The sequence below is a fragment of the Kaistella carnis genome, assembly GCF_003860585.1.
GTDB lineage: Bacteria > Bacteroidota > Bacteroidia > Flavobacteriales > Weeksellaceae > Kaistella > Kaistella carnis.
Genome location: NZ_CP034159.1, coordinates 2,312,241 through 2,334,425 on the forward strand (window position 1 = coordinate 2,312,241; position 22,185 = coordinate 2,334,425).

A 22,185-nucleotide genomic window follows, 5' to 3' on the forward strand; every position below is an offset into this window, starting at 1 on the left:
TCACAATGCCAAATATTGTCTGCCCGAAAGTGCTCTTATGTAGCCCATCATTTCCAAATGAAGCAAATCAGGTAAAATTTTATAAGTAGGAATATTTAAATGAGCGGAAATCTCATCTAAAGAAAAAGGCGTGGACTTATGCAATTGATTTAGAATTAGTTGCTGATGATCAGGTAAGAGGATCTTCATTTCTGAATTTGGGAAAAGTTCACCTGTTTTTTCAGTTTCAGCGCGGAATCCCAACTGATCAATGAGCGAGGGAACCGTTGATATTACTGTAGCTTTATTTTGATAAATAAGTTGATTGCATCCCTGGCTGTATTTATCGGTAATTTTTCCAGGTAATGCAAAAACTTCCCGGTTATAATTGTTTGCAAAAGTTGCGGTACTTATGGATCCGCCACCAAAAGCCGTTTCTACGACAATGGTTGCAGGACTTAAACCGGCAATATTTCTGTTGCGCTGAATGAAATTTTCGCGATCCGGCTTTTGTGAAGTGTTAAATTCGGTAAAAAGCACCCCATTTTCCTCCAGTATTTTTTCAGAAAGTTTTCGGTGTTTCGACGGATAAAGCGTATGAAAACCGTGGGCTAAAACAGCAACGGTAGGAATTTTGTTTTCGATTGAAGTAAAGTGCGTTTCAGCGTCAACTCCCAATGCCAAGCCACTTACCGTTTGAACCTGTTGGGTTTTAACCGCTTCCAGAAATTCATTAATGAAATGTTTTCCATAGGAAGTCATATTGCGTGTTCCTACAATGCTTATTGGTTTTAAGGCAGTATTATATTTTCCTTTTTGATATAAAATGGCGGGTGCATCTTCACACTCATTTAAGAGGGAAGGCAGTTCTCCCAAGTGACGCAAATTAATAGTGATGTTGTGTTTTTCGCAGAACGCCATTTCATTTTCGGCAAATTGTAGGTGAACAGGATTTCCTATTTCTGACGCGATTTTTTTACCGATCCCAAATATATCGTGCAATCCGGATTTTGAAAGTTCCCAAACTTCTTTAGCCGAGCCTACTTCTGCCACCAACTTTCGGAAGATGATATCTCCGATCAATGGGCAATGTCGCAATGCAAGAGCGTAAAGTACTTCTTCGGAACGCATAAAGTTGTTTTACCAAATTTATCAAAAATTATCCATTTTTTCGGATTTCATCTAAGTGTTCCCAAACATTGTCTTTCTTTTTATAGGGAAGTTCCAAAAAATCTTCGGGGTGATTCTCTTTGTATTGCTGCCAAAGTTTATCGTCTTTTTCGCTGTAATAATTTGGGAATTCCCAGATGTACTTTTTTTTTCGCTCCCCCGCTTTCCGAAACATAAAGGCCATGATGATCCCAATGACCGCTCCGGAGAGGTGAGACTGCCAGGAAATTCTGCTGGGTTCTGCAAGGTGAGAGAACAGTTCTTCCGGTAAGACGCCCCATACTAAACCTCCGTAGTATAATGCCACCACCATGGAGACGGTAAGAAATTTGGTATTCCACCGAAAAACACCACTGAAGAAAAGAAAAAATGCGAGAACGTAAACAATTCCACTTGCACCGATAATACAGACTTGGTTGTAGTCGCCTGTGTAAATGTCAATGGAAGGAAGAAGCCAGACCAGAAATCCGGTCAGTATCCAACCCAGGAAAAAAACTTTTTTTGCAATGAAAGGATAAAATTGAAAAAGCAGAAAGATCAAGACAAAGATGGGAACCGAATTACCAAAAATATGTTCCAGTCCACCATGCAGAAATGGAGATAGAAAAATGCCTTTCAATCCGTAGGGACTCAACGGAATAATTGCACCCGAACATCCGCTGAACCAACCCAGATTCTGCAGTAAAAACCCCAACCACATCGCCGCAACCATGAGGACTGCGTAAAGGACGGCGTTATAGTTTATAGCGTTTTTGAACATAAATGTTTTTGGTCAAAGTTGTAACCAAAATTAATTTCAAGCAATTATGGCTAAATAATTTAATAAAAATAAATAAAATCAGCCAAAAAGTAAGAAATCAATTCTAAAAACCATTTTATAGATATAATTGTTTGTCTTAAATTTGCCAACTATGAGAAAGATGTTACTTTTTATTTCATTCCTTTATTCCATTAATCTCTTCTCGCAGAAGAATACTGAGGTCGCGGCTGAAATTGATTCCATTTCCCAAAATAGCTGGAATGCCGTTGCGCTGAACTTAGACAGTCTGGCTGATCCGAAGTTTGAGAAGTTTGAAGTTCATTTTAAAGATACTATTGTTATTCGTAACAGAATTCCTCTTGCTGATCAGGAAGAAAATATTCCCGTAACTCCGTACAATATTTTACAGCTTAAAGATCCGATCAAGTGGTTTTATTACGGTCAGAATAATGTTGTTTTTAATCAGTCTTCATTTTCCAACTGGAACTCCGGAGGGAATAATAACATTGGAATCATTGGAAAAGTAAACTATACCATCAGTTATAAAAACGGCCGAAATTTTTTAGATAATAATATTCAGTTGGGTTACGGTTTTGTGGCAGCTGAGGGCGAATCTTCCCGAAAGACAGAAGATTATATTAATTTGATGAGTAATTACGGTTACGATGTGGGTCAGAATTTTTATCTGTCCACAGGATTTCAGTTTCTTTCTCAGTTTTCAGCCGGTTATAATTATAGTGAAACTCCGGATCCTACCTTTGAAGACCGTATTTCCAGATTTATGTCGCCGGGATATCTTTACGCCGGGGTCGGGATCTTGTACAATCCGAATGAAAACTTTCAAGTCATATTTCGTCCGGTCAATGGTAAATTTACTTTTGTGACGGATCCTTATCTGCAGAAAGCAGGGCGGTATGGTTTAGAAAAAGATGGACAGTCGATACGGTCGGAATTAGGAGCCTTGGTGAACGTTCTGTATCGGGTTAAAATTTTAAAAGATATCAGCTTTGTGAATCAGGTCAATTTCTTTAGCAACTACATTTTCCATCCGGAACGTGTTGATATTTCTTACAACGGAACGCTCAACTTTAAATTTAATAAATTCATTACCACGACGGTGAGTCTTGATCTTCTTTACGACCACGATCAATTACAAAAACTGCAGATGAAGCAATCTCTTGGCGTTGGATTCTTATATAACTTTGGTTTTGAAATCAAGGAGAAGAATAAAAAGATGATTAAGCCTTTCATAGCTAAATAGAGCGGCAAAGTCACGTTTACACATTCCAGAACTCGCGATCTAAACTTCGGTACTGAATCGCTTCGGAAATATGTGCAGAATTTAATTCCGGTGCTCCTTCAAGATCAGCAATAGTTCGGGCGACTTTTAAAATCCGGTCGTAAGCTCTTGCGGAAAGGTTCAGTTTTTCCATTGCATTTTTAATGAGGGTTTTCGAAGTTTCGTCCAGTTCGCAAAATTTTTCAATGTCGCGAGGTCCCATTTGAGCATTATAATGAATATCGGAATTTTGATATCGTTTTGTTTGAATATCCCGGGCTCTTAATACCCGGGCCCGAATCGCATCGCTTTGTTCCCCTTTTCTTTTGTCGGCAAGCTGTTCGAACTCTACTTTTTGAACTTCAATATGAATATCGATTCGATCGAGTAACGGTCCTGATAGTTTATTCATGTAACGCTGCATTTCGAACTGAGAAGACGTGTTGTTCGGGTCATCTGGAAAGAAACCACTCGGACTCGGGTTCATACTTGCCACCAACATAAAACTGGCGGGATAATTTACGGTAAACTTCGCTCTTGAAATCGTCACTTCGCGGTCTTCCAACGGTTGTCGCATTACTTCGAGTACCGTTCTTTTAAATTCCGGCATTTCATCCAGAAATAATACGCCGTTATGTGCCAGGGAAATCTCTCCGGGCTGCGGGTAACTGCCTCCTCCCACCAGTGCGACATCTGAAATCGTATGGTGTGGACTTCTAAAAGGACGAACGGTCATCAAAGAGGTTTCTGTTCCTATTTTGCCCGCCACCGAATGAATTTTTGTGGTTTCCAGCGCTTCCCGCAACGTCAAAGGTGGTAATATGGTCGGAACTCTCTTCGCGAGCATCGTTTTACCGCTTCCAGGCGGGCCAATGAGAATGATGTTGTGACCACCTGCCGCGGCAACTTCCATAGCGCGTTTCGCTGTTTCCTGACCTTTAACCTCCGAGAAGTCATTGGGAAAATGATGTATTTTTTCCTGAAACTCTTTCCGTACATCGATCGTGGTTCTTTGCAGCGGAATTCCTTCATTAAAAAAATCAACTACTTCTTTAATATTGTCAATACCGTAAACTTCAAGATCGCTTACAATCGCGGCCTCCCGAATATTGAGCTTTGGTAAAATAATCCCTTTAAATCCTTCCTCTTTTGCTTTAATGGCAATCGGCAATACTCCTTTTATGGGCAGTAAACCGCCATCGAGTGACAATTCTCCCATGATAATATAATCGCCGATATTTTCCGCATTAATCTGCTCGGAGGCTGCCAAAATACCCAAAGCGATACTCAGGTCATAAGACGAACCTTCTTTGCGCAAATCTGCCGGCGCCATATTGATGGTGATTTTTTTGCCCGGGATTTTAAAACCAATGTTTTTCAAAGCTGCTGAGATCCGGTAACTGCTTTCTTTGATCGCATTATCGGGAAGGCCAACTAAATGGTATCCTACGCCACCTGTGTCTACATTGACCTCAATGGTGATGGTCTGAGCGGAAACTCCGTGTATCGCGCTCCCGTAAACTTTTACTAACATAGGCTGTGTTTTGAGTTAAATTTAATAAATAAATATCAATCTCCGGTAAAAGAATGGGGTGGAACTGCAAACGTAAATGAAAGAAGGGTGAATAAACGCAAAAAATCTCACTAAAAAGCAAGATTTTTATAAGTGGGCGATACTGGGTTCGAACCAGCGACCTCTGCGATGTCAACGCAACGCTCTAAACCAACTGAGCTAACCGCCCTTAATTAAAAAAACCTCAGAATAAACTGAGGTTTCTTGGGTGGGCCCTGAGGGATTCGAACCTATTGTCTTTGTTGATTGGTAATTAGTGACTTATCAGTTTGTGCTTGCTATTGTATTCCTAAAAGCATGCCTTTTTTAATTTTTTTGCATCACTTCGGAAATAGTTGACTAATTAATTTTGGACTGCCATAAGCAAGGTTGTTTTTATCTTCAAATATATTGTTCAAAGCCTATAGTAGTTACTGCCAATGACAAGATTGTTCTTATATTTTTCATATTTTATTTATTTTGCTAATTCATTATTAAGTTGATTTGTCCTTCGAAATATTTGCTTTCTTCGTGGAAAAAATGATTTCGAGCTCGTTTCAATTTGTTTACATTAAAGTCATTACAAGTTTTTACGATGTATAAACAGTAATCTGGTGTACTCCAAATCATTTTGGGTTTAAGTATCTGATTTTTATGGTTTGTTATTTTATATCTATCATATTCCATGCATAAGGCTGGTATTTGAAAAACAGCATACATTTCAAAGAAAGTGTCTTTTACACTTTGATTTTGAATGGTTTGTGATAAATCTTTCACAATCTTATCAAACAGTAAATCTGCTTCATGATACTTCCTAAACTTCCCAAGAAAGCACCCCGTGTCACCAGTTTCATACAAAACAGCATATTCCATCATCTCCCTTAGTTATGGCTTTAAATTTTATTTATTGAATGGGTGATTGCATTTATAAGATTTAGTAAGTCACTAATAGCCAGTGTCAACAATTAAACTTATTATTTATTTGTTCAAATAATTAAATGCCCTTCTTGATTGCGATATATTTCCACAAAATCATAAAGATCACACACGATATAGTAAGTCATTTATTTTTCTGCTTTCCTTTTTATCATCCAAAAGATGAATATCATAATTGCATTGGGTATAATGCTTCCTAGAATATAAGCTCCACCAACATCAGGATTATCTTGAATGCGGGGTACCACAATAAAAATATATTGAAGTATTGCAAGTCCTGTTACAAGCCAGAAAACAATAGTCCACTTTGAGTTTTTCTTATCCATTATCTTTTATTTCATTTTGTTTAAATAATCTAGTACATCTTGAGCTTCGGAGTAACCATTTAAAGCTGATTTGGTAATCCATTTTCTTCCTTCAGTTAGATCAGCCTCACCTAAAGTTCCTTGTAGTAAGAAAAGTCCCAGATTATACTGCGCTTTCATATGATTTAAGTTTGCTGCCTTAAAATAGCACTCATATGCCCTCACATCATTTTGTTTAACCCCTTTGCCTTCTAAAAATGAATTCCCTAATTGATATAATGCATCTTTATCATTCAGCTCAGCAGCTTGTTCAAAGTATTTATTTGCCTCTTCAAATTTACCTTGTGAAAATAATAAGGTACCATCGTTATAAAGCTTTTCAGCCTTAGCTACAGTCACTACATCACTAAAATCGTTAACTAAAAAGTCCATTTTTTCATCATTATTTTTTGAAAGAGACTCAGCTTTATGATTTATTTCGGAAAGGGTATTGCTGAGCCATTGTTCTACAATTTTAGATATCTCAACAAAGGTATTTTTACTGTTCAGTATAGAAGAAATAAGTTGAGTAAAGCTGTCTATTTTCTGTCCCAAATAATCTCTATCAGACGTGAAGCTGTTTTTAATAGTTAAATCTTCAATTTTATCTAACGCAATTGCAAAAATTCCATGGAAATAACTTTGTGCTAGCAGTTGTGAATCTTGATCATTTTTATAATTTAGTACTTGAGTTCTTTTATTTGAAAGACCTTCTAGACCTGCTACAAAACCATTTACAAACATTTGCTGTTCAAAGGTAAATATCATCCTAGAATCCAGTTTTTTCGTTTGGAAGTTATCTAGAGCATTATTTTTAAATATTAATCCCCATTTTTTAATAAAGTTCTGCGCTTGTTTTTGATCAACTCCACTTGAATATGAATCTTCAAAATTAAGCTCAAAATCCTTTATCATCAGACTTTGCTGTTTTTGTATATATTCTTTATCTTCAAAACATTTCTCTGCAATCATTTTGTCATTGGCTCTCCAGACACCGTGCTTAAATGTATTATGAACAATATTCAAAACCTTGTTATCAAAATTTTGTACTATTACTTCCTGATTTGAATGCTCAACATCTATTGGTTGTAGTATTCTATAAAGTTCTACAGAGTTTTCAAATTCTTCAGGTGTCATTTCATCATCTGAGTATTTAGCTACCTTTTGTAGAATAGCATCCTTTTCATTATTTGAGTTTTCACTTTTAATACTCTTTTTAGGAATATTTGTATTAGTGTTTTGTGTATTCTCTTTTTCTTTATTTATCATGAAATAAATTATAAGTCCTACTACGATAATAACAATCCAAATCATATTTATTTATTTAAAGGGTATAATAAAACTTTTTTTACTTTTTTCAATTTCTGATACTTTTCACATTTTTTATCAGCATCTATGGGAGGACTCCATTGTGACCAATTTTCTTTCTTTGCAATCTCAGAGCAGTTTTTACCTTTGAAATTTGAATAATCTACACCAGTATTGCTGGTGCTACTTGCTATACCCTCTATATGTTTTTTATAGAATTCTTGATTTTCTTTTCTATGTTTAGCTATTTCTAACTCAAAAGGAGTTAGTTGTTGTGAAGTCTTTAACACAGTATTCTTTTTCTTTTTAATTTGGGCTTTTGTACCAATTGGAATAACACCTAGTAGCAGAATAGGTAAGAAAATAATTATTTTTTTCATAAAGTCATTTTATATTATTTATTATTGCCATATATGGCATTACACTCAGTAAATATAAACTCTTTCTTTGACCTGTCAAATAAGTCAAGTTGGATAAATCTAAAATTCTCATACAAGTTGGTAAAAGAATTAAAGAAGTGAGAGAATCAAAAGGTATCTCTCAAATTGAACTTGTGGGTAGAATGGAAGGGAATATTGATGCTACTAATATTTCTCGCATAGAATCTGGTAGAACTAACCCAACTATAATAACACTCTATAGAATTTCAATTGCATTAGAAATCTCTCTTTCTGAACTCTTTCTGATGAAATTTTCAAATTAATTCCTTCATTGGTCACTGGACTTATTGGTAGTGAAATTAATGAAAAGTTGTCTATCTATTAAATCCATTTTCTTGACTCATCTGGGAATAACTAAATTTTATAATATTATTCTAGATCTTCATTTTCACCACTAGTATCTTCACTTTTTTTTTGTACTACTAATTATTCTACAAATATAAATGTATCCCAAAGTCATTGCGACTAGTTGCAAATTTGCAAATTTAATGATGCATAATCTATCTTTTTTTAACTATCACTATCCTTCTGGAGAATACTAATACCCTTAAAAGAGCTTCCGTGGCTCTCTCCATCTATAATATAATGCTTTGCAAATTCATAATCCATCAATTTTAGAAATGCAGATTTAACCCTTGAAATATGAGTGTAAATTGCCTTGGTCTCTACATTGACAATATCCTCAACACTTTTATTGATTTTATCTAGATCAGATAAAGGTGATATTTTTAAATAGATCTCAAAAAGAATGTTCTTGAATCTTTTAAGATCATTGAGATCTATTCCTTTAGGATTCGAATAGAATAAGATATAAACTGATTTCGTCAGGTGACTCATTTTCACTTCAAGGTTATTGAAAGATGGTAATGTGATACTATAATTTGAATCTATATGAATTTGACTAACAGTATTAAGATTAATTTCTGTGTGCTCCGAAAGTAATTCTTGCAAAACAGGTAACACCAAAAGTAATTGTCCAGACTTTTTTAACTGTTTTAGCTGTGTTTCAATTTGGTTGATTTTATCTTTAGTTTCCTGATCCACATTTTCAAGAATATAATTTATTGAACCAAAAGCATCTCTGGCATGACTTTCTGCAACTGCCTGATTACGGAGATACATTATAAGGTTTTCTACAATAGTGCCATCCTTATGAAAGAAGTTGATATGATCAACACCTAGCACATATAAATTATGATTACTACTAATGATAAATCCTGTTCTTGATAGTCCCTTATATCCAATACTCTTTAAGATTCTTCCGTACAGCTCCTTACAAGGTAAAGAAGCTGTTCTCTTTAATCCAATATCCAAAGCCTCATGTAAACTGCTAAGCCTTGGTAAATAGTATTCATAAGTTTCTACTGGGTTAGAAAGATTAACCTCCTTTGGAAGAAAGATAAAACTCTTGTTAGTAAATTTAAATGCTTCGATGATGTTATCATAATTGTGTTCCAAATATTCTACAGTACTAATAGTTTCATCTAGATCAAAGAAGAAGCAGGCATTTTTAGGAAATGCAAACATATTCATGTGTCCAGTTGTATAACTGTATTCTAAAATCTCATACTGTAATCCAAAAGCTGTTGCGAACTTTCCTAAATCTTTCAAGTAATATTTTTTTCAAAGATAATTAAGATTTGGCTATTAGTTACTTGAAGCTAAAATCCCCCATACACCCCAAAATACATCCCTCATACATTCCCCATAAACACGTAAAAACCGCATCAAAACTCCGCTATATAGAATAGATCAGAAAAAGTATAGTTAAAGACTCAAATAAACTAGCCACTCCTTCATATAACTATTCACAAAAAAGCTATAGTATATATGTAGTATAATTTATTTTATAACTACAATCATAGAGATTTACTACATATTCAACTCCTTCACACCTGCGTAATAAACAAATGACAAAGTACCTAAAACACCTTGGGATATTAGCGTTATAACTATATTCCAAAATAATATTCATTTACAACTAGCTAATACTAATTGTATAGCACTTTGTCACTTTTATTATAGAAGTCCTTCATCTGCAAAACTGTAATAATCAGACTTCGTAATGATCAAATGATCTAGTAAAACTATGTTCATTATGTCACATGCAGATTTTAATCTTTCTGTTATTGCTAGATCTGCTTTACTAGGTTTAGTATTACCGGAAGGATGGTTATGTATTAGAATAATACCTGTAGAAAGAGTTTTCAATGCTACAGATAGAATAATCCTGATATCAACCTCACAGCTATTTAGTCCTCCCTTTGCTAGAGGATAAACTCCTAATACTTTGTTACTTCTATTGAGTAGTAATATTTTGACTTCCTCTTGCATCTCTAAGGTTTTTTTACACCACCCTTCTAACAATAATTCAAAAGATGATTTGCTATCATTAATCTGAAAATTATTAAGGATACTTGGATAATATGAAACCTGAATCTCTGCTACGTTGTTTATTGTATTCATGCTAAAAAATATAATTAGGTGGGAAATAACTACATGATATAAGTTGTTGGCAACTACCAACACACCAAAATTCAAAAATGTAGATTGATTAAATTAATAAAAGTGTCCAAAATCGGTATTACTTATATATACCTGTGCGGAAAATGGACACTTTTAATGAAAAAGATAAAATCCAGTGAGAATTAGTTAGTCTAATTATAGACTGTCATGTTCACTGGATTTTCCATTGTGTTTACAGCTCAAATGCTGATTCTAGTTCCATTGCCAAAACCTCTTCATCATTTTCTACACCCTCTGGTAGATATACATGTCTATGATTTAGAGTAACCTCTTCACCTGTTTCACGGATTGTGTATTGGTAAGGTTCTGTAGACATCTTAGTAATCTTCCCTGGCATTTGAGTACCTATTAGTGCTTTGCACGTTCCTTCATCAAACGTAGTTGATAAGGTAGCCTTTTTAGCAGTTGCATAATACTGATTGGTAGTTTTGGATTGTACCATCTCTAGTCCACCCTGAACTTCTAGAAGATAAAATTCTGTACCATCTTCTTTAGTACGTGTCTTGTAATTGATAATTGTAACCATTGCTTTAAGTTTTTGAGTTAGAAAAACCTTAAAAGAACAAGTTCACTTCTACACATTAATTTTTGCTTTCACCTAAAATTTAATCTGCCTGAAATTTTCTGATTCTGTATAAAGGTGGCGGGGGTATTTCCCCATCCAAAAACAGGTGGGGGTACATGTTGAGGGGGAGCTGCGTGCGAGTAAGTGGTGTGTAATTTTTTTTTTTAATTTTTTAACTACGCACAAATCCTAACTGACTAATTGATACAAATTATAGCAATATGCCTTTGCTAGTTAGTACAAATCTTATCTACTTTTGACCAATGAAACTACAAGCTAGAATTAAAGAAGCTGTTGATATGAAGAATGGCACTGCACCACAATCTGTAATAGTTGAATTTTTTGGAGATAAGGAAAAGCAACTTTTTGAAGTGCTATTCTATGACTTAGATCCTTATAGGGAAGGAATAAGAAAATGGGATATTTGGGAACTCACAATTAAATGGAAAAGTGAAGTCTTTACAGATGAGAAAATTGGAAAGAAGTCTTATTTCACTTATTTAATATGTTCAAAAGCAAAGCCTGTAGTACAGATGCAAAAATGACTTTTATTCATTATTCTATCCCAAATAGATTACTTATAAGAACTAAAAAAGTGTTGTTGGATTTCCCGCATCTAAATTTAAAGCAACTAATTGGGGGTTGTAATGAGGAAAAGCAAAGTCATCTACTGGTCTATCAGATAGCCAGGCTTCTTCTGCTTCCTTTGATAGGATTAAGGGCATTCTGTCCTTTGTATTGTGGATTTCAGACATTAGTTCGTTGGCATTTGAAGTCACAATAGAAAAGCTGGTAAGAGTTTCATTAGTGTCCTTATCAGTCCATATATTGTAGATTCCTCCTAGTGCAAAAGGTTCATTACCATTATCTAATTGAATGAAATATTTCTCCTTATTCTTGCCTTTAGAATCCAACCATTTCCACTCATAGAAACCATTGACTAAAACTAAGCATCTATTAGAAACTGAATTTTTAAAACTTGGTTTTTCTGTGAGAGTATCAATCCTCGCATTCAAAGTCATCTTTTGAATATCTCTATTCTTTGCCCAAAAAGGTATCAAACCCCAATCTCCCAATATTGCTTCATCAGGGTTTTCATCCATAATGATTGGTGTTTTTGGAAAAGAAAAGCCATTGAGAAAACCAGATCCTTTAAAGTCCGGAGCATTATACTCAACTCCAAAGGAATCCTTTATTTCTTTTTTGGTTAGATTGTTTGAAATATAGTAACACATAATTGTTTTTTAACTTTATCTTAAAATTTTACACCTTTCTCCCCATGTTCAAATATTTCACGATGGATATCATTAATTTGGGGAACTCTGAGCTTAGCTATTTTATATGCCTTTTGAAGCAGTGTAAATATCTCGGGATCACTTGCTGATGCCTTGTAAACATAAAGGTTTCTTCGGTCTAGATTACTGAAATATTCTTCATCAAAATTGATTATGGTATTTGCAGAATCAGTCCATTTAGTTATAAAATACCCTTCAAACTCGATGCCTCTTTTACTAGCTTCATCATGCAATAGCCCAAAGACACTTTCTAAATAGTAATCAATGTTTTGAGGTTCGTCATAAAACAACTTCTGAAAAAGAATTTCTATGTTCATATTTGAACTAAATATTTGTATTAAACGACTTACTGTAATTGAAAATTTATTGGGTCAAATTTATAATTTAAACTTAATAAAATTAACTATTTTTGTTAAAACTCATATTTAGAATGCCCACATTACATTGGATTGGAAAAGACAAAGTCATTAATCATCACCAAGATGTTCCTTACAGAATTTTAGAGAAGCAATACACCTACAAAGATGGGCAAGAAAGTGATGCTCCTTCTGAGAACAAAATCATTCATGGAGATAACCTTGAAGCCTTAAAATCTTTGCTGCCTGAGTACGAAGGGAAAGTAAAGTGCATCTACATAGATCCACCTTATAACACAGGAAATGAGGGCTGGGTTTACAATGACAATGTGAATGATCCTAAACTTAAAAAATGGTTAGGACAAGTTGTAGGCAAAGAAAGTGAAGATTTATCTAGGCATGATAAGTGGCTCTGCATGATGTATCCTAGATTAAAACTTTTGCATAAGCTTTTAGCAGAAGATGGTGCTATTTTTATTTCTATTGATGACAATGAACAAGCCAATTTAAAGTTGATTTGCGATGAAATCTTTGGAGGTAGAAATTTTGTAACTGACTTAGTTTGGAGACACAGTGATAATAGTAATAATAATACTTTAAAGTTTTCAGAGGATTACAACCACACTTTGATTTACTCAAAAAAAGATGACTGGAAACCAAATTTTTTAAATGATGTTGACAAGAGAAAACATTTTAAAAACCCTGATAATGATCCCAAAGGTCCATGGTTTGATGGAAATCCAGTTAATAATCCAGGACTTAGGGTTAATCTTCAATACAACATTGAGACACCATCAGGTAAAATCATTAAACATCCTCCAAATGGTTGGAGGTGGTCAAAGGAAACCATTGCTGAAAAATTAAGCACTGGAGAATTAAGATTTTCTCCAGATGAAAAAAGATTAATTAGAAGAACTTATTTGAATGAATCAGAGGGCTTGCCTCCATCAAATCTATGGATAGATTTAGAAAAAACCAGTCATACTAGAAGAGCAAAATATGACTTGAAAAGTATATTTCCTGAAGTTGCTACTACGAGTTTGTTCCCAACTCCAAAAGCAACCAAATTCATTGAAAATATACTCAAAATAGCAACACTCCAGGATTCCATTATTTTAGACTCATTTGCAGGTTCAGGTACCACAGCACATGCAGTTTTAAACCTCAACAAAGAAGATGGTGGCAATAGAAAGTTTATCCTCATAGAAATGGAAGACTATGCAGACACCATTACTGCTGAAAGAGTCAAGAGAGTCATCACTGGTTATGGTGAAGAGAAAAAAGCAGTTGAAGGTACTGGTGGAGATTTTAGTTATTATGTGTTAGGGAAACCTGTGTTTCTAGACAATGAAATGCTCAATGAGGAAATAGGCAAAGAAAAGATTGAAGAGTATGTGTGGTTCAGTGAGACCAAACTACCCTACCAAGCACAGCAAGAAAATTATTTATTGGGTACTAAAGACCAAACTGCTTATTATTTCTACTATGATCCAAACAGTATTACCACACTTGATGAAAGCTTTTTAAGAACCTTGAAGACCAAAGCTAGTCAGTACATCATCTATGCAGATAATTGCCTTTTGACAAAGGAACTGATGCAGAAGTACAATATAATCTTCAAAAAGATTCCAAGAGACATAACAAGATTTTAACATACATAAGAAAGTGAAGAAAGATAGTTATATGACAAAGATGTAAACAAAATACTAAACAAGAGTGTGCACAACGAGTATGATATGCACAAGAAGATGTAGTTTTGTGTGCACATACAATTGAATATACACAAGAAATATGGAAAATGAATTTGATATTCCTCAGTTACCACCAAGAGTTGATGTTGAAACTGTTAATATATTAAAAGCTCTAAATAGTGCTAGTAGAGCATTAGGAGAATTAAAAGGTGAGATTAAAAAGATCCCCAACTCTCAAATACTTATTGATACCATATCATTACAAGAAGCAAAAGACAGTAATGAAGTAGAAAATATAGTAACAACTGATGACGAGCTTTATCAAGCATCTATAGAGCCAGATAATATTTCTAATGAAGCAAAGGAAGCAGTGAATTATGCTAAAGCTCTAAAACTTGGGTTTGAAATAATAAAATCCAAAGGAATTTTAAGCATCAATGACATCAAGAAGATTCAAGAAATTGTATCTCCTAATCACCCTGTTAGGAAGCTTCCAGGAACAGTTTTAAAAAACCCCAAAACCCAAGAAGTTGTTTTTACACCACCACAAAATCACACCCAAATTGTTTCCTTATTAAGCAATCTTGAAAAATATATCAATGACAAAGAATTTCATGATGTAGACAGTATCATAAAAATGGCAATTATCCATCATCAATTTGAGAGCATTCACCCTTTTTATGATGGAAATGGTAGAACTGGCAGAATACTGAATGTTCTGTATTTAGTGCAACAAGGTCTTTTAGATATTCCTGTTCTGTACCTAAGTAGTTATGTAATAAAAAACAAATCAGATTATTACAGATTATTACAAGAAGTTAGAACCAAGCGCAGTTGGGAAGAGTGGATTATATGGATGTTAAAAGGAGTTGAAGCAACTGCAAAAGAGACCATCATTGTTGTTAATAAAATAAAAAACTTGATGGATGAGTATAAAATTAAAATAAGAGCCAATCACAAATTCTACAGTCATGATCTAATCAATACATTGTTTAAGCATCCTTACACTAAAATAGAATTTATGGAAAGAGAACTCAACATCCATAGAAATACAGCAAGTAGTTATCTAAATTCTTTAGTAAATGATGAAAATCAATTTTTAATTAAAATTAAGATCGGGAAAAGTTATTATTTTGTGAACCATAGACTATTAAATATTTTGAAAAGCAGATAATGGAGCTTAAATCATACCAGCAAGAGGTCATCAATGACCTGGAAAATTTCCTGGACTATCTTAACCAAAATTCTAACCCTTCAAAAGCTTTTAACAGTTATTGGAAGGACAGAATAGGTGAGTATAATCCATTGACCAATAGTGGAATGAAGCCTTATAAAAATAACATTCCAAATGCTGTACACATTGCAGTAAAAGTTCCTACAGCAGGTGGTAAGACTTTCATTGCCATTAATGCTTTGCAGTCTTTCAACAAATACTTTAACCAAGGAAATCCTAAAGCAGTAGTTTGGTTAGTTCCTTGGTCAAATCTACTGCAACAAACTTATAACGCATTTTCTAATCCTAACCACCCTTATAGAGAAAAACTAAATTCTCTGTTTGGAAATAAGGTGGAGGTATATCAAAAAGACCAATTACTACAAGGTGCTAATTTCAATCCCAGTTCAGCTACAGAGCAGTTGAATATTTTTATTTTAAACTTTAGCAGTTTGAGAATTGACAAGGCTAAGAAAGAAGACAGGAAGATATTTCAGGAGAATGGTGCATTAGAATCTTTCAGAGATTGGACAGATAAAGATTTAAGTCTTGAAGGTACAGATGAAACAGCACTCATTAATATCATTAGAAATTTAAACCCTATTGTGGTGGTAGATGAAAGCCACAATGCTGAAAGTGATCTAAGTGTGGAAATGCTCAAGAATCTAAATCCAAGTATGGTACTGGATCTTACAGCTACTCCCAAAGAGAACAGTAACATCATCAGTTTTGTAAGTGCTTTGAGGTTGAAGAAAGAGCACATGGTTAAGTTACCAGTGGTAGTGTTTAATCATCACAGAAAAGAAGAGGTGATCTCTAGTGCTTTACATCTACAAAGAAAACTGGAGTTACATGCAAAAGAAGAAGAGAAAATTACTGGTAGGTATATAAGACCAATAGTTTTGTTCCAGGCACAATCCAATATCAAAGGAAAAGACAACACCACTTTTCAGAAAATTAAAGAACAGCTTATCAAACTACAGATTCCAGAGGAACAGATAAAAATCAAGGTAAGTGGTATTGATGAGTTAAAAGGCATTGATTTGATGGACAGAAATTGTCCAGTCAAGTACATTATTACTGTGAATGCTTTGAAAGAAGGTTGGGACTGTCCAAATGCCTATATCTTAGCATCTTTGGCAGATAAATCTTCTGCTGTAGAGGTAGAACAGATTTTAGGAAGAGTTTTAAGGCAACCTTATGTTACTAAACATCAAGAGCCATTATTGAATATGTCCTTTGTTTTAACAGCTTCATCAAAGTTCAAAGAAACTTTAGAGAATATTGTCAAAGGATTGCAAGATGCCGGGTTTAGTAAAGAAGATTATTATGCAGAAGAGGCACAGGAAATTCCAGAAACAAGAGAAGAAATTCTCCAAAAAGAACTATTTGGTAATGATGAACCAGAAATGGAACCTGATCCAAAAGAGCAGTTTGATGTTGAACAGGTAGACTTTGATCCAAATGAGAAGGTGACATTGGAAGATTACCAAACCAAGCAAGGACTTTCTGCTATCAGTCAACTCACAGAAAAGGCTACTGTTGAAGCCACTACTTTTGAACAAAATATTGAAAATCTAGACCTAGATAATAACGTAACCTTAATGACAGAAGTAATGAAGAAAACTCCTAAGAGGTATGTGATGGAAGAAGAATATAAGAGCATAGTTTCTGACATTACTTTGCCCCAGTTCTTCATCAAAGTAAATGATGAAATAGGTGATGGGATTTTGTTTGATGAATTGAAGCAAGAAGAAACACTACTCAATAAGCTAAACTTATTGGATGGGTTTAACTTGCTGAACTGTGACACTCAAATTAATTTTGATGATGCAGCAGCAGAAGTCTATAAAGTAGATTTTGATGAAAGTAAAGGTACATCTACGATGAATAAGCTGTCCAAAAAAGCAGTAGATATTCTGACAGATTCCATACTTGCTAAGCCTAAAGACAGTCAGATAAGACAAGTTGCAGGCATCATTGTAGGTAAGTTGGGAGATATGACTCCAATCTCTGACCAAGACTTAAAAAAATATGTAAGCAGAATTTTTGAGAATCTTACTTCTGAACAAATTAGAGACATCATCAACAATGATTACCTCTACACCTACAAAATTAAAGAAAAGATAAAAAGCCTGACAGACAGTTTTGCCAAAGAACAGTTTGTACAGCTTTTAGATTCCAATGAAATTACAGTAAAACCTAATTTTCAATTTGGTGAATCTATTACTCCAATTATAGCCTCTGAACCAATCTCAAAATCATTGTACCATCAAGAAGATACTATGAATAACTTTGAGCATAGAATGGCTTTAGAAATATCTTCTATGGACAATGTGGTCTTCTGGCACAGGAACATGACTAGAGGTAAAGGTTTCTTCATCAATGGGTACAGTTCTAACCATTATCCAGACTTCATTATCTACACCAGTAAAAATAATCTGATATTGCTGGAGACTAAAGGAGATTACTTGGTAAATAATGATACTAAAGAAAAGAATAAGTTAGGAAAACTGTGGATAGATAAAGCAGGTTCTAACTACAAGTACTTCATGGTATTTGAAAAGGCAAATGTTGAAGGGTGTTATAATGAGGGGAATATTTTGGAGGTTTTGAAGAGGTTGTAAAGAATAATCATTGAGTTAATATTTTTGGTATAAATTTGCAGAATGTTTTATAGAAGAAAAGTTATTTTAGCAATTTTAGAAGTATTTGGAAATGAAATAGAAAAAGTAAGACTTCAAAAATTACTTTTCTTATTGAGTAAAGTTCAAAGTAAGCCAGCTTATGATTTTGTCCCATACAAGTTTGGATGTTACTCGTTTTCAGCAAGTGCTGACATTGCTACAATGATTAAGAAAGGTATTTTGGTTGATACTGACAATGGCTTAAAGAAAGATGATCCCACTATTTACTTCAAATCTTTGATTAAAAAAGATCAACTAATTATAGAAGAATTAAAGAAATTTTATGGAAATTTGAGTGTGACGGGTTTAATGAAGCACACCTATATCAATTTTCCATTTTGGGCAACCAAAAGTCTTAGAGCAAAAGAAATCCTAAGTTCAGAACAATTTGATAATGTTTCCAAGGCTATACCCTCTTCAAGTGAGATAATCTTGTTTACCATTGGATATGAAGGAATATCTCTTGAAGAATATCTGCTTAAACTTCTGAAAAATGATATCAAGGTACTTGTCGATGTGAGAAGAAACCCATTAAGTATGAAGTTTGGATTTAGTAAAAGTCTATTGAAGAAGTATTGTAATGCTTTGGATTTGGAGTATGTGCATTTCCCTGAAGTTGGTATTCAATCTGATGAAAGGCAAGAATTACATACACAAGCAGACTATAATGCTTTATTCTTGAGATATAGGACTAATAATATTCCTACAACAATTGAAATACAAGATAAAATATTAGACCTTCTCAAAACACACTCAAGAATAGCATTGACTTGTTTTGAAGCTAGTCACTGTCAATGTCATAGAAGCGATTTGGCAACAGCCATTATAGCAAGGTCAGATAATAAATTTGAATTAAAGCACATTTAAATGGCTAAAACTAAAGTCCTAATCACTGTCACTACTTATCCACTTCCATCGCGAAGTTATGATGAACTTGTTTGTACAGCAGGAGTTTTAGAAGATGGCACTTGGATAAGAATATATCCAGTTCCTTTTAAATTTTTGCAAGGATTTAAGGATGGACAGAAATTAAGTTCGTTTAAATATCACTGGGTAGAAATGGACTTAGTTAAAAGGGAGGATGATTTCAGACCTGAAAGTCATTCACCTTCAGATTATGATTTCTCAAAGGTATTGTCGATAGGTAAAGTTAATACCAAAAATAATTGGCAAGAAAGAAAACACTACTGTCTTAAAAATGTTTACACTAATAAGGGTAAACTTATCGAAGACTCAAAGGCACCAAACAATATTTCATTGGTTACATTCAAACCATCAAAAATCACTTCTTTTGAGATTGTAGATGATGAAAGAGAATGGAAGGAAGTTTGGAAAGAATTAAGAAAGCAGGGTGATTTATTTGACCAAGATAAAGAAACTGAAATTCAAATTAGAAAGTTGCCTTATAAATTTTACTATAATTTTCTTGATGATGAAGGTGTTAGTAGCAGATTAATGATAGAAGATTGGGAAATTGGTGCTTTATATTGGAATTGCTTAAAAGCATCAGAGGGTAATGAAATTTTAGCACTTCAAAAGGTGAGAGAAAGATATGAATCTCAATTTATCAACCATAATGACATTTATCTATTTCTTGGTACAACAAAGGAATGGCATTTAAGAAGGGGCAAAAATCCATTTGTTATTATAGGGGTTTTTTATCCATTGATACAAAAAGAAGAGCAACTAAGTCTGTTCTTTTAGACACAATAAAAACCACTCCATATTTCTATGGAGTGAATCACCTAACTCAAAAACCAATTGTAAGGTGAGCTACAATTGAGGGCTTTCTGGACACCTTTAGAGAACTCAAAGGCATTCAGATTCCTGTCTAGGAAAGTATCAATATAGGAGGACTTATTAGCCTGTGTGAAGAGATTAAACACATCCCAAAGATTTATTCTTCCATCTTCCATTCTAGAGAAATTCTGATCTTCATAATAATCCTTTGCTATGGTATTAATGTGGCTATCATTAAAGTTAAGCAGAGGTATTCTTTGCTTCTCAAATTTAGGAAGGTGTTGATATAATCTACTCTTTCCTATTAGTTGAGCAAACTGATGCTCTGTAAGATACACTTGCGTAAGTTCTTTCATCTCCATTAGATGTAATTCTGCATTGTACTTCTGCATAACCTGTAAAGCTTTAGATTGAAGTTCTTCAATAGTTGAAGCTCTTAAATCTTCCAAAAATCCATCAGTTGAAATACACATGTTGCAACAAACTTTGTTCTGAAAACCTATAAAAAATCTAAACTTTTCCATGTTCTTCTTTCCATAAAGGTTTTCCTGATTGTAAGCTCTAACACCACCTATAGTTAATGAAAGCTCATTTCCATTAATGAAATCTTTAATACTAGGTATTCTAATGATAAAAGCCATTCTTTCATAATAAATTGTTTTCTGATGATCTAATAAATCTTTAGCATTCAAGTATATTGCATCTGGTGTTCTTCCTTTAATTTGATGAGAAACTCTAATCTCTGCAGGTGAAATAGTATGATGGGGAAATACTTTAGTTACAGCTTCCATAATCACCTCAATAAACTCTTGATGCGCAATAGTCTTTTCATTGTCTTTACTGAATACAGGAATAATGCAGTCATTTTGTAAGTGTTGTAGTGGAACCTCTATTGTATTGGCTAGAATAAAAGGACTAGGAACATGACTATCTCCCGAATCTAGTTCGCTAGCGGGTAAAACAAGCTCATTACTAGGCATAAAAAAAGGCTGAACTACTTTTGTTTCAACCTTTTCTTTATCTTGATGACTATTCATTTTACTAGGATAATAGATTTCTGCATCTTCAAAATCTTTTTCATCATTCAACAGAATATCACGCATTGACATTCTATGCTGTTCTTTACCAGAGCTTACTGTGCGTAAGTCCATGCTCGTATTATCACTAGCTATTACTGTAGCAGAATTATTGAATTCTTGATTTTCCATTTTGACTGAAGTTATTTGGGTTTGATAAATTAGTGATCAGAGATTTTCTTGCTTCAAAATCTACTCTTAAACTCTCCTGAAACTGTGGAAACTGTTTATATAATGCAATGAGTTCAGCAATAACATTACAATTCTGGATAGCCTCGTAAACATCCTTTTCAGACACTTTCACAGGAACGCTGTAGTTGTTGTTTATGTCAGAAGGAAGCTTCTGAAATGCTTCATCAAGTTGTACTCTTGGTAAGGGTTCAGACTTGGTCACTTCTTGTACTTCTTGAGTTTTCTTCTCAGGAACACTTCCCGAATTACACCAGTCTAAGATCTGTAATCCAATGCTTTCAGAAATGGTAAACTCCGGCTTACCCATAAACAAGCCTGTTCTGTCTTTATTAGACACTACAAAGTGCTTTATATCAACATCAAAAACCAAAGTGAATTCATAGTCCAATCCATCTCTCTGCACTGCTTTTAAACCTACTTTCTCAGGGATAAACTTACCATCTTTTTGATTCAGTACATAATCCTGTTTTGTTCTCATTGTAGCTATTACATGAGCTTTTGCTTGTAGTATCTTTTCAATGAATAGTTTTTCTAAAGGTTTTATTTTAGCCCAATTGGTAAATGAATTCCCTGCAAGAGAACTATGATAATCCAACAAGTAATCCCAACAATGAGAAATACTATCAATAATGATCACCTCCATTCCTGCATCTTCACACACTTGTATTGCTTCTGCATATTTTTGTGGTGAAAATGGTGGTTGTAATGATAGCACATTGAAGTTACCCAAATGGGCATATAAATCTGCACTTCCATTCTCTGTGTCAATGATGGCTACTTTAGATAACTTCCCATTGGTTAGTCCCTTAGCTAAAAGTAAACTTGAAAAGGTTTTGCCAGATCCTGCTGATCCTTGTAAAGCCATCTTGATTTTGGCTTGTCTACGTTCTGATTGTCTTAATTGCATAATTGTACATATTTAAAAGGTTAGTTATTTTTCATTAAAAAATAGCCCTTTTACAAAAAGGCTATTAGCTCTAAAGTGTGATAAATACGATAAAAAGCTTGATATTGTCCTGGGAATTTAGTAACTTCGCGTATCAAACAATTTGCTACACTAACATACTCCTAAAGTA

The 22,185-nt window shown here is 34.1% G+C and carries 22 protein-coding genes and 1 tRNA gene; 8 read left to right on the top strand and 15 right to left on the bottom strand.

Annotated elements, in window-relative coordinates:
* Entirely contained in the window at window positions 1-1,110 is a 1,110-nt protein-coding gene (gene dprA, locus EIB73_RS10730) for a DNA-processing protein DprA (RefSeq protein ID WP_125025270.1), read from the bottom strand.
* Window positions 1,111-1,138: 28 nt separating this feature from the next.
* Window positions 1,139-1,909 carry a rhomboid family intramembrane serine protease gene (locus EIB73_RS10735; RefSeq protein WP_125025271.1) on the bottom strand — a complete coding sequence of 257 codons (771 nt, stop codon included), beginning with the start codon at window positions 1,907-1,909 and terminating at the stop codon, window positions 1,139-1,141.
* Between the two features lie 151 nt (window positions 1,910-2,060).
* Between EIB73_RS10735 and EIB73_RS10740 the strand changes: the two genes are divergently transcribed.
* Entirely contained in the window at window positions 2,061-3,170 is a 1,110-nt protein-coding gene (locus tag EIB73_RS10740; RefSeq protein ID WP_125025272.1) for a DUF3078 domain-containing protein, read from the top strand.
* A 16-nt stretch (window positions 3,171-3,186) separates the two neighbouring features.
* Here the strand turns inward: EIB73_RS10740 and EIB73_RS10745 are convergent, their stop codons facing one another.
* The 6 genes from EIB73_RS10745 to EIB73_RS10770 all read right to left on the bottom strand — a co-directional run bounded on the left by EIB73_RS10745 (window position 3,187) and on the right by EIB73_RS10770 (window position 7,708).
* Complete coding sequence (locus EIB73_RS10745) at window positions 3,187-4,722, bottom strand: YifB family Mg chelatase-like AAA ATPase (protein ID WP_125025273.1); 1,536 nt, start codon at window positions 4,720-4,722, stop codon at window positions 3,187-3,189.
* A gap of 133 nt (window positions 4,723-4,855) precedes the next feature.
* Window positions 4,856-4,930, bottom strand: a tRNA-Val gene (locus EIB73_RS10750).
* A 293-nt stretch (window positions 4,931-5,223) separates the two neighbouring features.
* Window positions 5,224-5,616, bottom strand: coding sequence for a hypothetical protein (locus EIB73_RS10755; RefSeq protein ID WP_125025274.1), 393 nt, complete (start codon window positions 5,614-5,616; stop codon window positions 5,224-5,226).
* 188 nt (window positions 5,617-5,804) lie between these two features.
* Window positions 5,805-6,002: a hypothetical protein gene (locus tag EIB73_RS10760; RefSeq protein WP_125025275.1), complete on the bottom strand. Its 198-nt coding sequence runs from the start codon at window positions 6,000-6,002 to the stop codon at window positions 5,805-5,807.
* Window positions 6,003-6,008: 6 nt separating this feature from the next.
* Window positions 6,009-7,334 (bottom strand): tetratricopeptide repeat protein, encoded by a 1,326-nt coding sequence (locus EIB73_RS10765; RefSeq protein ID WP_125025276.1) that lies wholly within the window; start codon window positions 7,332-7,334, stop codon window positions 6,009-6,011.
* 2 nt (window positions 7,335-7,336) lie between these two features.
* Complete coding sequence (locus EIB73_RS10770) at window positions 7,337-7,708, bottom strand: hypothetical protein (protein ID WP_125025277.1); 372 nt, start codon at window positions 7,706-7,708, stop codon at window positions 7,337-7,339.
* Window positions 7,709-7,797: 89 nt separating this feature from the next.
* Here EIB73_RS10770 and EIB73_RS10775 point away from each other — a divergent pair, with 89 nt between their 5' ends.
* The gene (locus EIB73_RS10775) at window positions 7,798-8,031 is read left to right on the top strand and encodes a helix-turn-helix domain-containing protein (protein WP_125025278.1); all 234 of its coding nucleotides are present in this window, start codon (window positions 7,798-7,800) and stop codon (window positions 8,029-8,031) included.
* Window positions 8,032-8,278: 247 nt separating this feature from the next.
* On the opposite strand, the gene EIB73_RS10780 is transcribed toward EIB73_RS10775, so the two are convergent.
* The 3 genes from EIB73_RS10780 to EIB73_RS10790 form a co-directional block, all read right to left on the bottom strand.
* The gene (locus EIB73_RS10780) at window positions 8,279-9,379 is read right to left on the bottom strand and encodes a hypothetical protein (RefSeq protein WP_125025279.1); all 1,101 of its coding nucleotides are present in this window, start codon (window positions 9,377-9,379) and stop codon (window positions 8,279-8,281) included.
* Window positions 9,380-9,787: 408 nt separating this feature from the next.
* Window positions 9,788-10,234: a JAB domain-containing protein gene (locus EIB73_RS10785; RefSeq protein WP_125025280.1), complete on the bottom strand. Its 447-nt coding sequence runs from the start codon at window positions 10,232-10,234 to the stop codon at window positions 9,788-9,790.
* 232 nt (window positions 10,235-10,466) lie between these two features.
* Window positions 10,467-10,820, bottom strand: coding sequence for a hypothetical protein (locus tag EIB73_RS10790; protein ID WP_125025281.1), 354 nt, complete (start codon window positions 10,818-10,820; stop codon window positions 10,467-10,469).
* A 302-nt stretch (window positions 10,821-11,122) separates the two neighbouring features.
* On the opposite strand from EIB73_RS10790, the gene EIB73_RS10795 reads away from it, so the two are divergent.
* The gene (locus EIB73_RS10795) at window positions 11,123-11,404 is read left to right on the top strand and encodes a hypothetical protein (RefSeq protein ID WP_125025282.1); all 282 of its coding nucleotides are present in this window, start codon (window positions 11,123-11,125) and stop codon (window positions 11,402-11,404) included.
* A gap of 42 nt (window positions 11,405-11,446) precedes the next feature.
* Here EIB73_RS10795 and EIB73_RS10800 read toward each other — a convergent pair whose 3' ends face one another.
* Both EIB73_RS10800 and EIB73_RS10805 read right to left on the bottom strand, forming a co-directional pair.
* Complete coding sequence (locus tag EIB73_RS10800) at window positions 11,447-12,094, bottom strand: SOS response-associated peptidase (protein ID WP_125025283.1); 648 nt, start codon at window positions 12,092-12,094, stop codon at window positions 11,447-11,449.
* Between the two features lie 20 nt (window positions 12,095-12,114).
* The gene (locus tag EIB73_RS10805) at window positions 12,115-12,471 is read right to left on the bottom strand and encodes a hypothetical protein (RefSeq protein ID WP_125025284.1); all 357 of its coding nucleotides are present in this window, start codon (window positions 12,469-12,471) and stop codon (window positions 12,115-12,117) included.
* Between the two features lie 113 nt (window positions 12,472-12,584).
* Here EIB73_RS10805 and EIB73_RS10810 point away from each other — a divergent pair, with 113 nt between their 5' ends.
* From EIB73_RS10810 to EIB73_RS10830, 5 genes are all read left to right on the top strand, one after another.
* On the top strand, window positions 12,585-14,162 hold the full coding sequence (locus tag EIB73_RS10810) for a site-specific DNA-methyltransferase (protein ID WP_125025285.1): 1,578 nt from the start codon (window positions 12,585-12,587) through the stop codon (window positions 14,160-14,162).
* 139 nt (window positions 14,163-14,301) lie between these two features.
* Window positions 14,302-15,375: a Fic family protein gene (locus tag EIB73_RS10815; RefSeq protein WP_125025286.1), complete on the top strand. Its 1,074-nt coding sequence runs from the start codon at window positions 14,302-14,304 to the stop codon at window positions 15,373-15,375.
* Window positions 15,375-18,041, top strand: a complete 2,667-nt coding sequence (locus EIB73_RS10820; RefSeq protein WP_125025287.1) for a DEAD/DEAH box helicase — start codon at window positions 15,375-15,377, stop codon at window positions 18,039-18,041. Before EIB73_RS10815 ends, EIB73_RS10820 begins: the two co-directional genes overlap by 1 nt.
* A gap of 42 nt (window positions 18,042-18,083) precedes the next feature.
* Window positions 18,084-18,968, top strand: a complete 885-nt coding sequence (locus EIB73_RS10825) for a DUF488 domain-containing protein (RefSeq protein ID WP_125025288.1) — start codon at window positions 18,084-18,086, stop codon at window positions 18,966-18,968.
* Window positions 18,969-19,805, top strand: coding sequence for a hypothetical protein (locus EIB73_RS10830; protein ID WP_125025289.1), 837 nt, complete (start codon window positions 18,969-18,971; stop codon window positions 19,803-19,805). It abuts the gene before it with no gap.
* Window positions 19,806-19,846: 41 nt separating this feature from the next.
* Here the strand turns inward: EIB73_RS10830 and EIB73_RS10835 are convergent, their stop codons facing one another.
* Window positions 19,847-21,049, bottom strand: a complete 1,203-nt coding sequence (locus tag EIB73_RS10835; protein ID WP_125025290.1) for a DUF3871 family protein — start codon at window positions 21,047-21,049, stop codon at window positions 19,847-19,849.
* Window positions 21,027-22,016 (bottom strand): AAA family ATPase, encoded by a 990-nt coding sequence (locus EIB73_RS10840; RefSeq protein ID WP_125025291.1) that lies wholly within the window; start codon window positions 22,014-22,016, stop codon window positions 21,027-21,029. The genes EIB73_RS10835 and EIB73_RS10840 overlap by 23 nt, the downstream gene beginning before the upstream one ends.
* Window positions 22,017-22,185: the final 169 nt, after the last annotated feature.

Excerpts from the sequence above, each read along its gene's own strand:
- EIB73_RS10815 (WP_125025286.1), top strand. The coding sequence starts at position 14,302 with ATGGAAAATGAATTTGATATTCCTCAGTTACCACCAAGAGTTGATGTT.
- EIB73_RS10765 (WP_125025276.1), bottom strand. The coding sequence starts at position 7,334 with ATGATTTGGATTGTTATTATCGTAGTAGGACTTATAATTTATTTCATG.
- EIB73_RS10810 (WP_125025285.1), top strand. The coding sequence starts at position 12,585 with ATGCCCACATTACATTGGATTGGAAAAGACAAAGTCATTAATCATCAC.
- EIB73_RS10760 (WP_125025275.1), bottom strand. The coding sequence starts at position 6,002 with ATGGATAAGAAAAACTCAAAGTGGACTATTGTTTTCTGGCTTGTAACA.
- EIB73_RS10830 (WP_125025289.1), top strand. The coding sequence starts at position 18,969 with ATGGCTAAAACTAAAGTCCTAATCACTGTCACTACTTATCCACTTCCA.
- EIB73_RS10805 (WP_125025284.1), bottom strand. The coding sequence starts at position 12,471 with ATGAACATAGAAATTCTTTTTCAGAAGTTGTTTTATGACGAACCTCAA.
- EIB73_RS10835 (WP_125025290.1), bottom strand. The coding sequence starts at position 21,049 with ATGGAAAATCAAGAATTCAATAATTCTGCTACAGTAATAGCTAGTGAT.
- EIB73_RS10795 (WP_125025282.1), top strand. The coding sequence starts at position 11,123 with ATGAAACTACAAGCTAGAATTAAAGAAGCTGTTGATATGAAGAATGGC.
- EIB73_RS10735 (WP_125025271.1), bottom strand. The coding sequence starts at position 1,909 with ATGTTCAAAAACGCTATAAACTATAACGCCGTCCTTTACGCAGTCCTC.
- dprA (WP_125025270.1), bottom strand. The coding sequence starts at position 1,110 with ATGCGTTCCGAAGAAGTACTTTACGCTCTTGCATTGCGACATTGCCCA.
- EIB73_RS10740 (WP_125025272.1), top strand. The coding sequence starts at position 2,061 with ATGAGAAAGATGTTACTTTTTATTTCATTCCTTTATTCCATTAATCTC.
- EIB73_RS10755 (WP_125025274.1), bottom strand. The coding sequence starts at position 5,616 with ATGATGGAATATGCTGTTTTGTATGAAACTGGTGACACGGGGTGCTTT.
- EIB73_RS10840 (WP_125025291.1), bottom strand. The coding sequence starts at position 22,016 with ATGCAATTAAGACAATCAGAACGTAGACAAGCCAAAATCAAGATGGCT.
- EIB73_RS10825 (WP_125025288.1), top strand. The coding sequence starts at position 18,084 with ATGTTTTATAGAAGAAAAGTTATTTTAGCAATTTTAGAAGTATTTGGA.
- EIB73_RS10800 (WP_125025283.1), bottom strand. The coding sequence starts at position 12,094 with ATGTGTTACTATATTTCAAACAATCTAACCAAAAAAGAAATAAAGGAT.
- EIB73_RS10745 (WP_125025273.1), bottom strand. The coding sequence starts at position 4,722 with ATGTTAGTAAAAGTTTACGGGAGCGCGATACACGGAGTTTCCGCTCAG.
- EIB73_RS10770 (WP_125025277.1), bottom strand. The coding sequence starts at position 7,708 with ATGAAAAAAATAATTATTTTCTTACCTATTCTGCTACTAGGTGTTATT.
- EIB73_RS10790 (WP_125025281.1), bottom strand. The coding sequence starts at position 10,820 with ATGGTTACAATTATCAATTACAAGACACGTACTAAAGAAGATGGTACA.
- EIB73_RS10785 (WP_125025280.1), bottom strand. The coding sequence starts at position 10,234 with ATGAATACAATAAACAACGTAGCAGAGATTCAGGTTTCATATTATCCA.
- EIB73_RS10820 (WP_125025287.1), top strand. The coding sequence starts at position 15,375 with ATGGAGCTTAAATCATACCAGCAAGAGGTCATCAATGACCTGGAAAAT.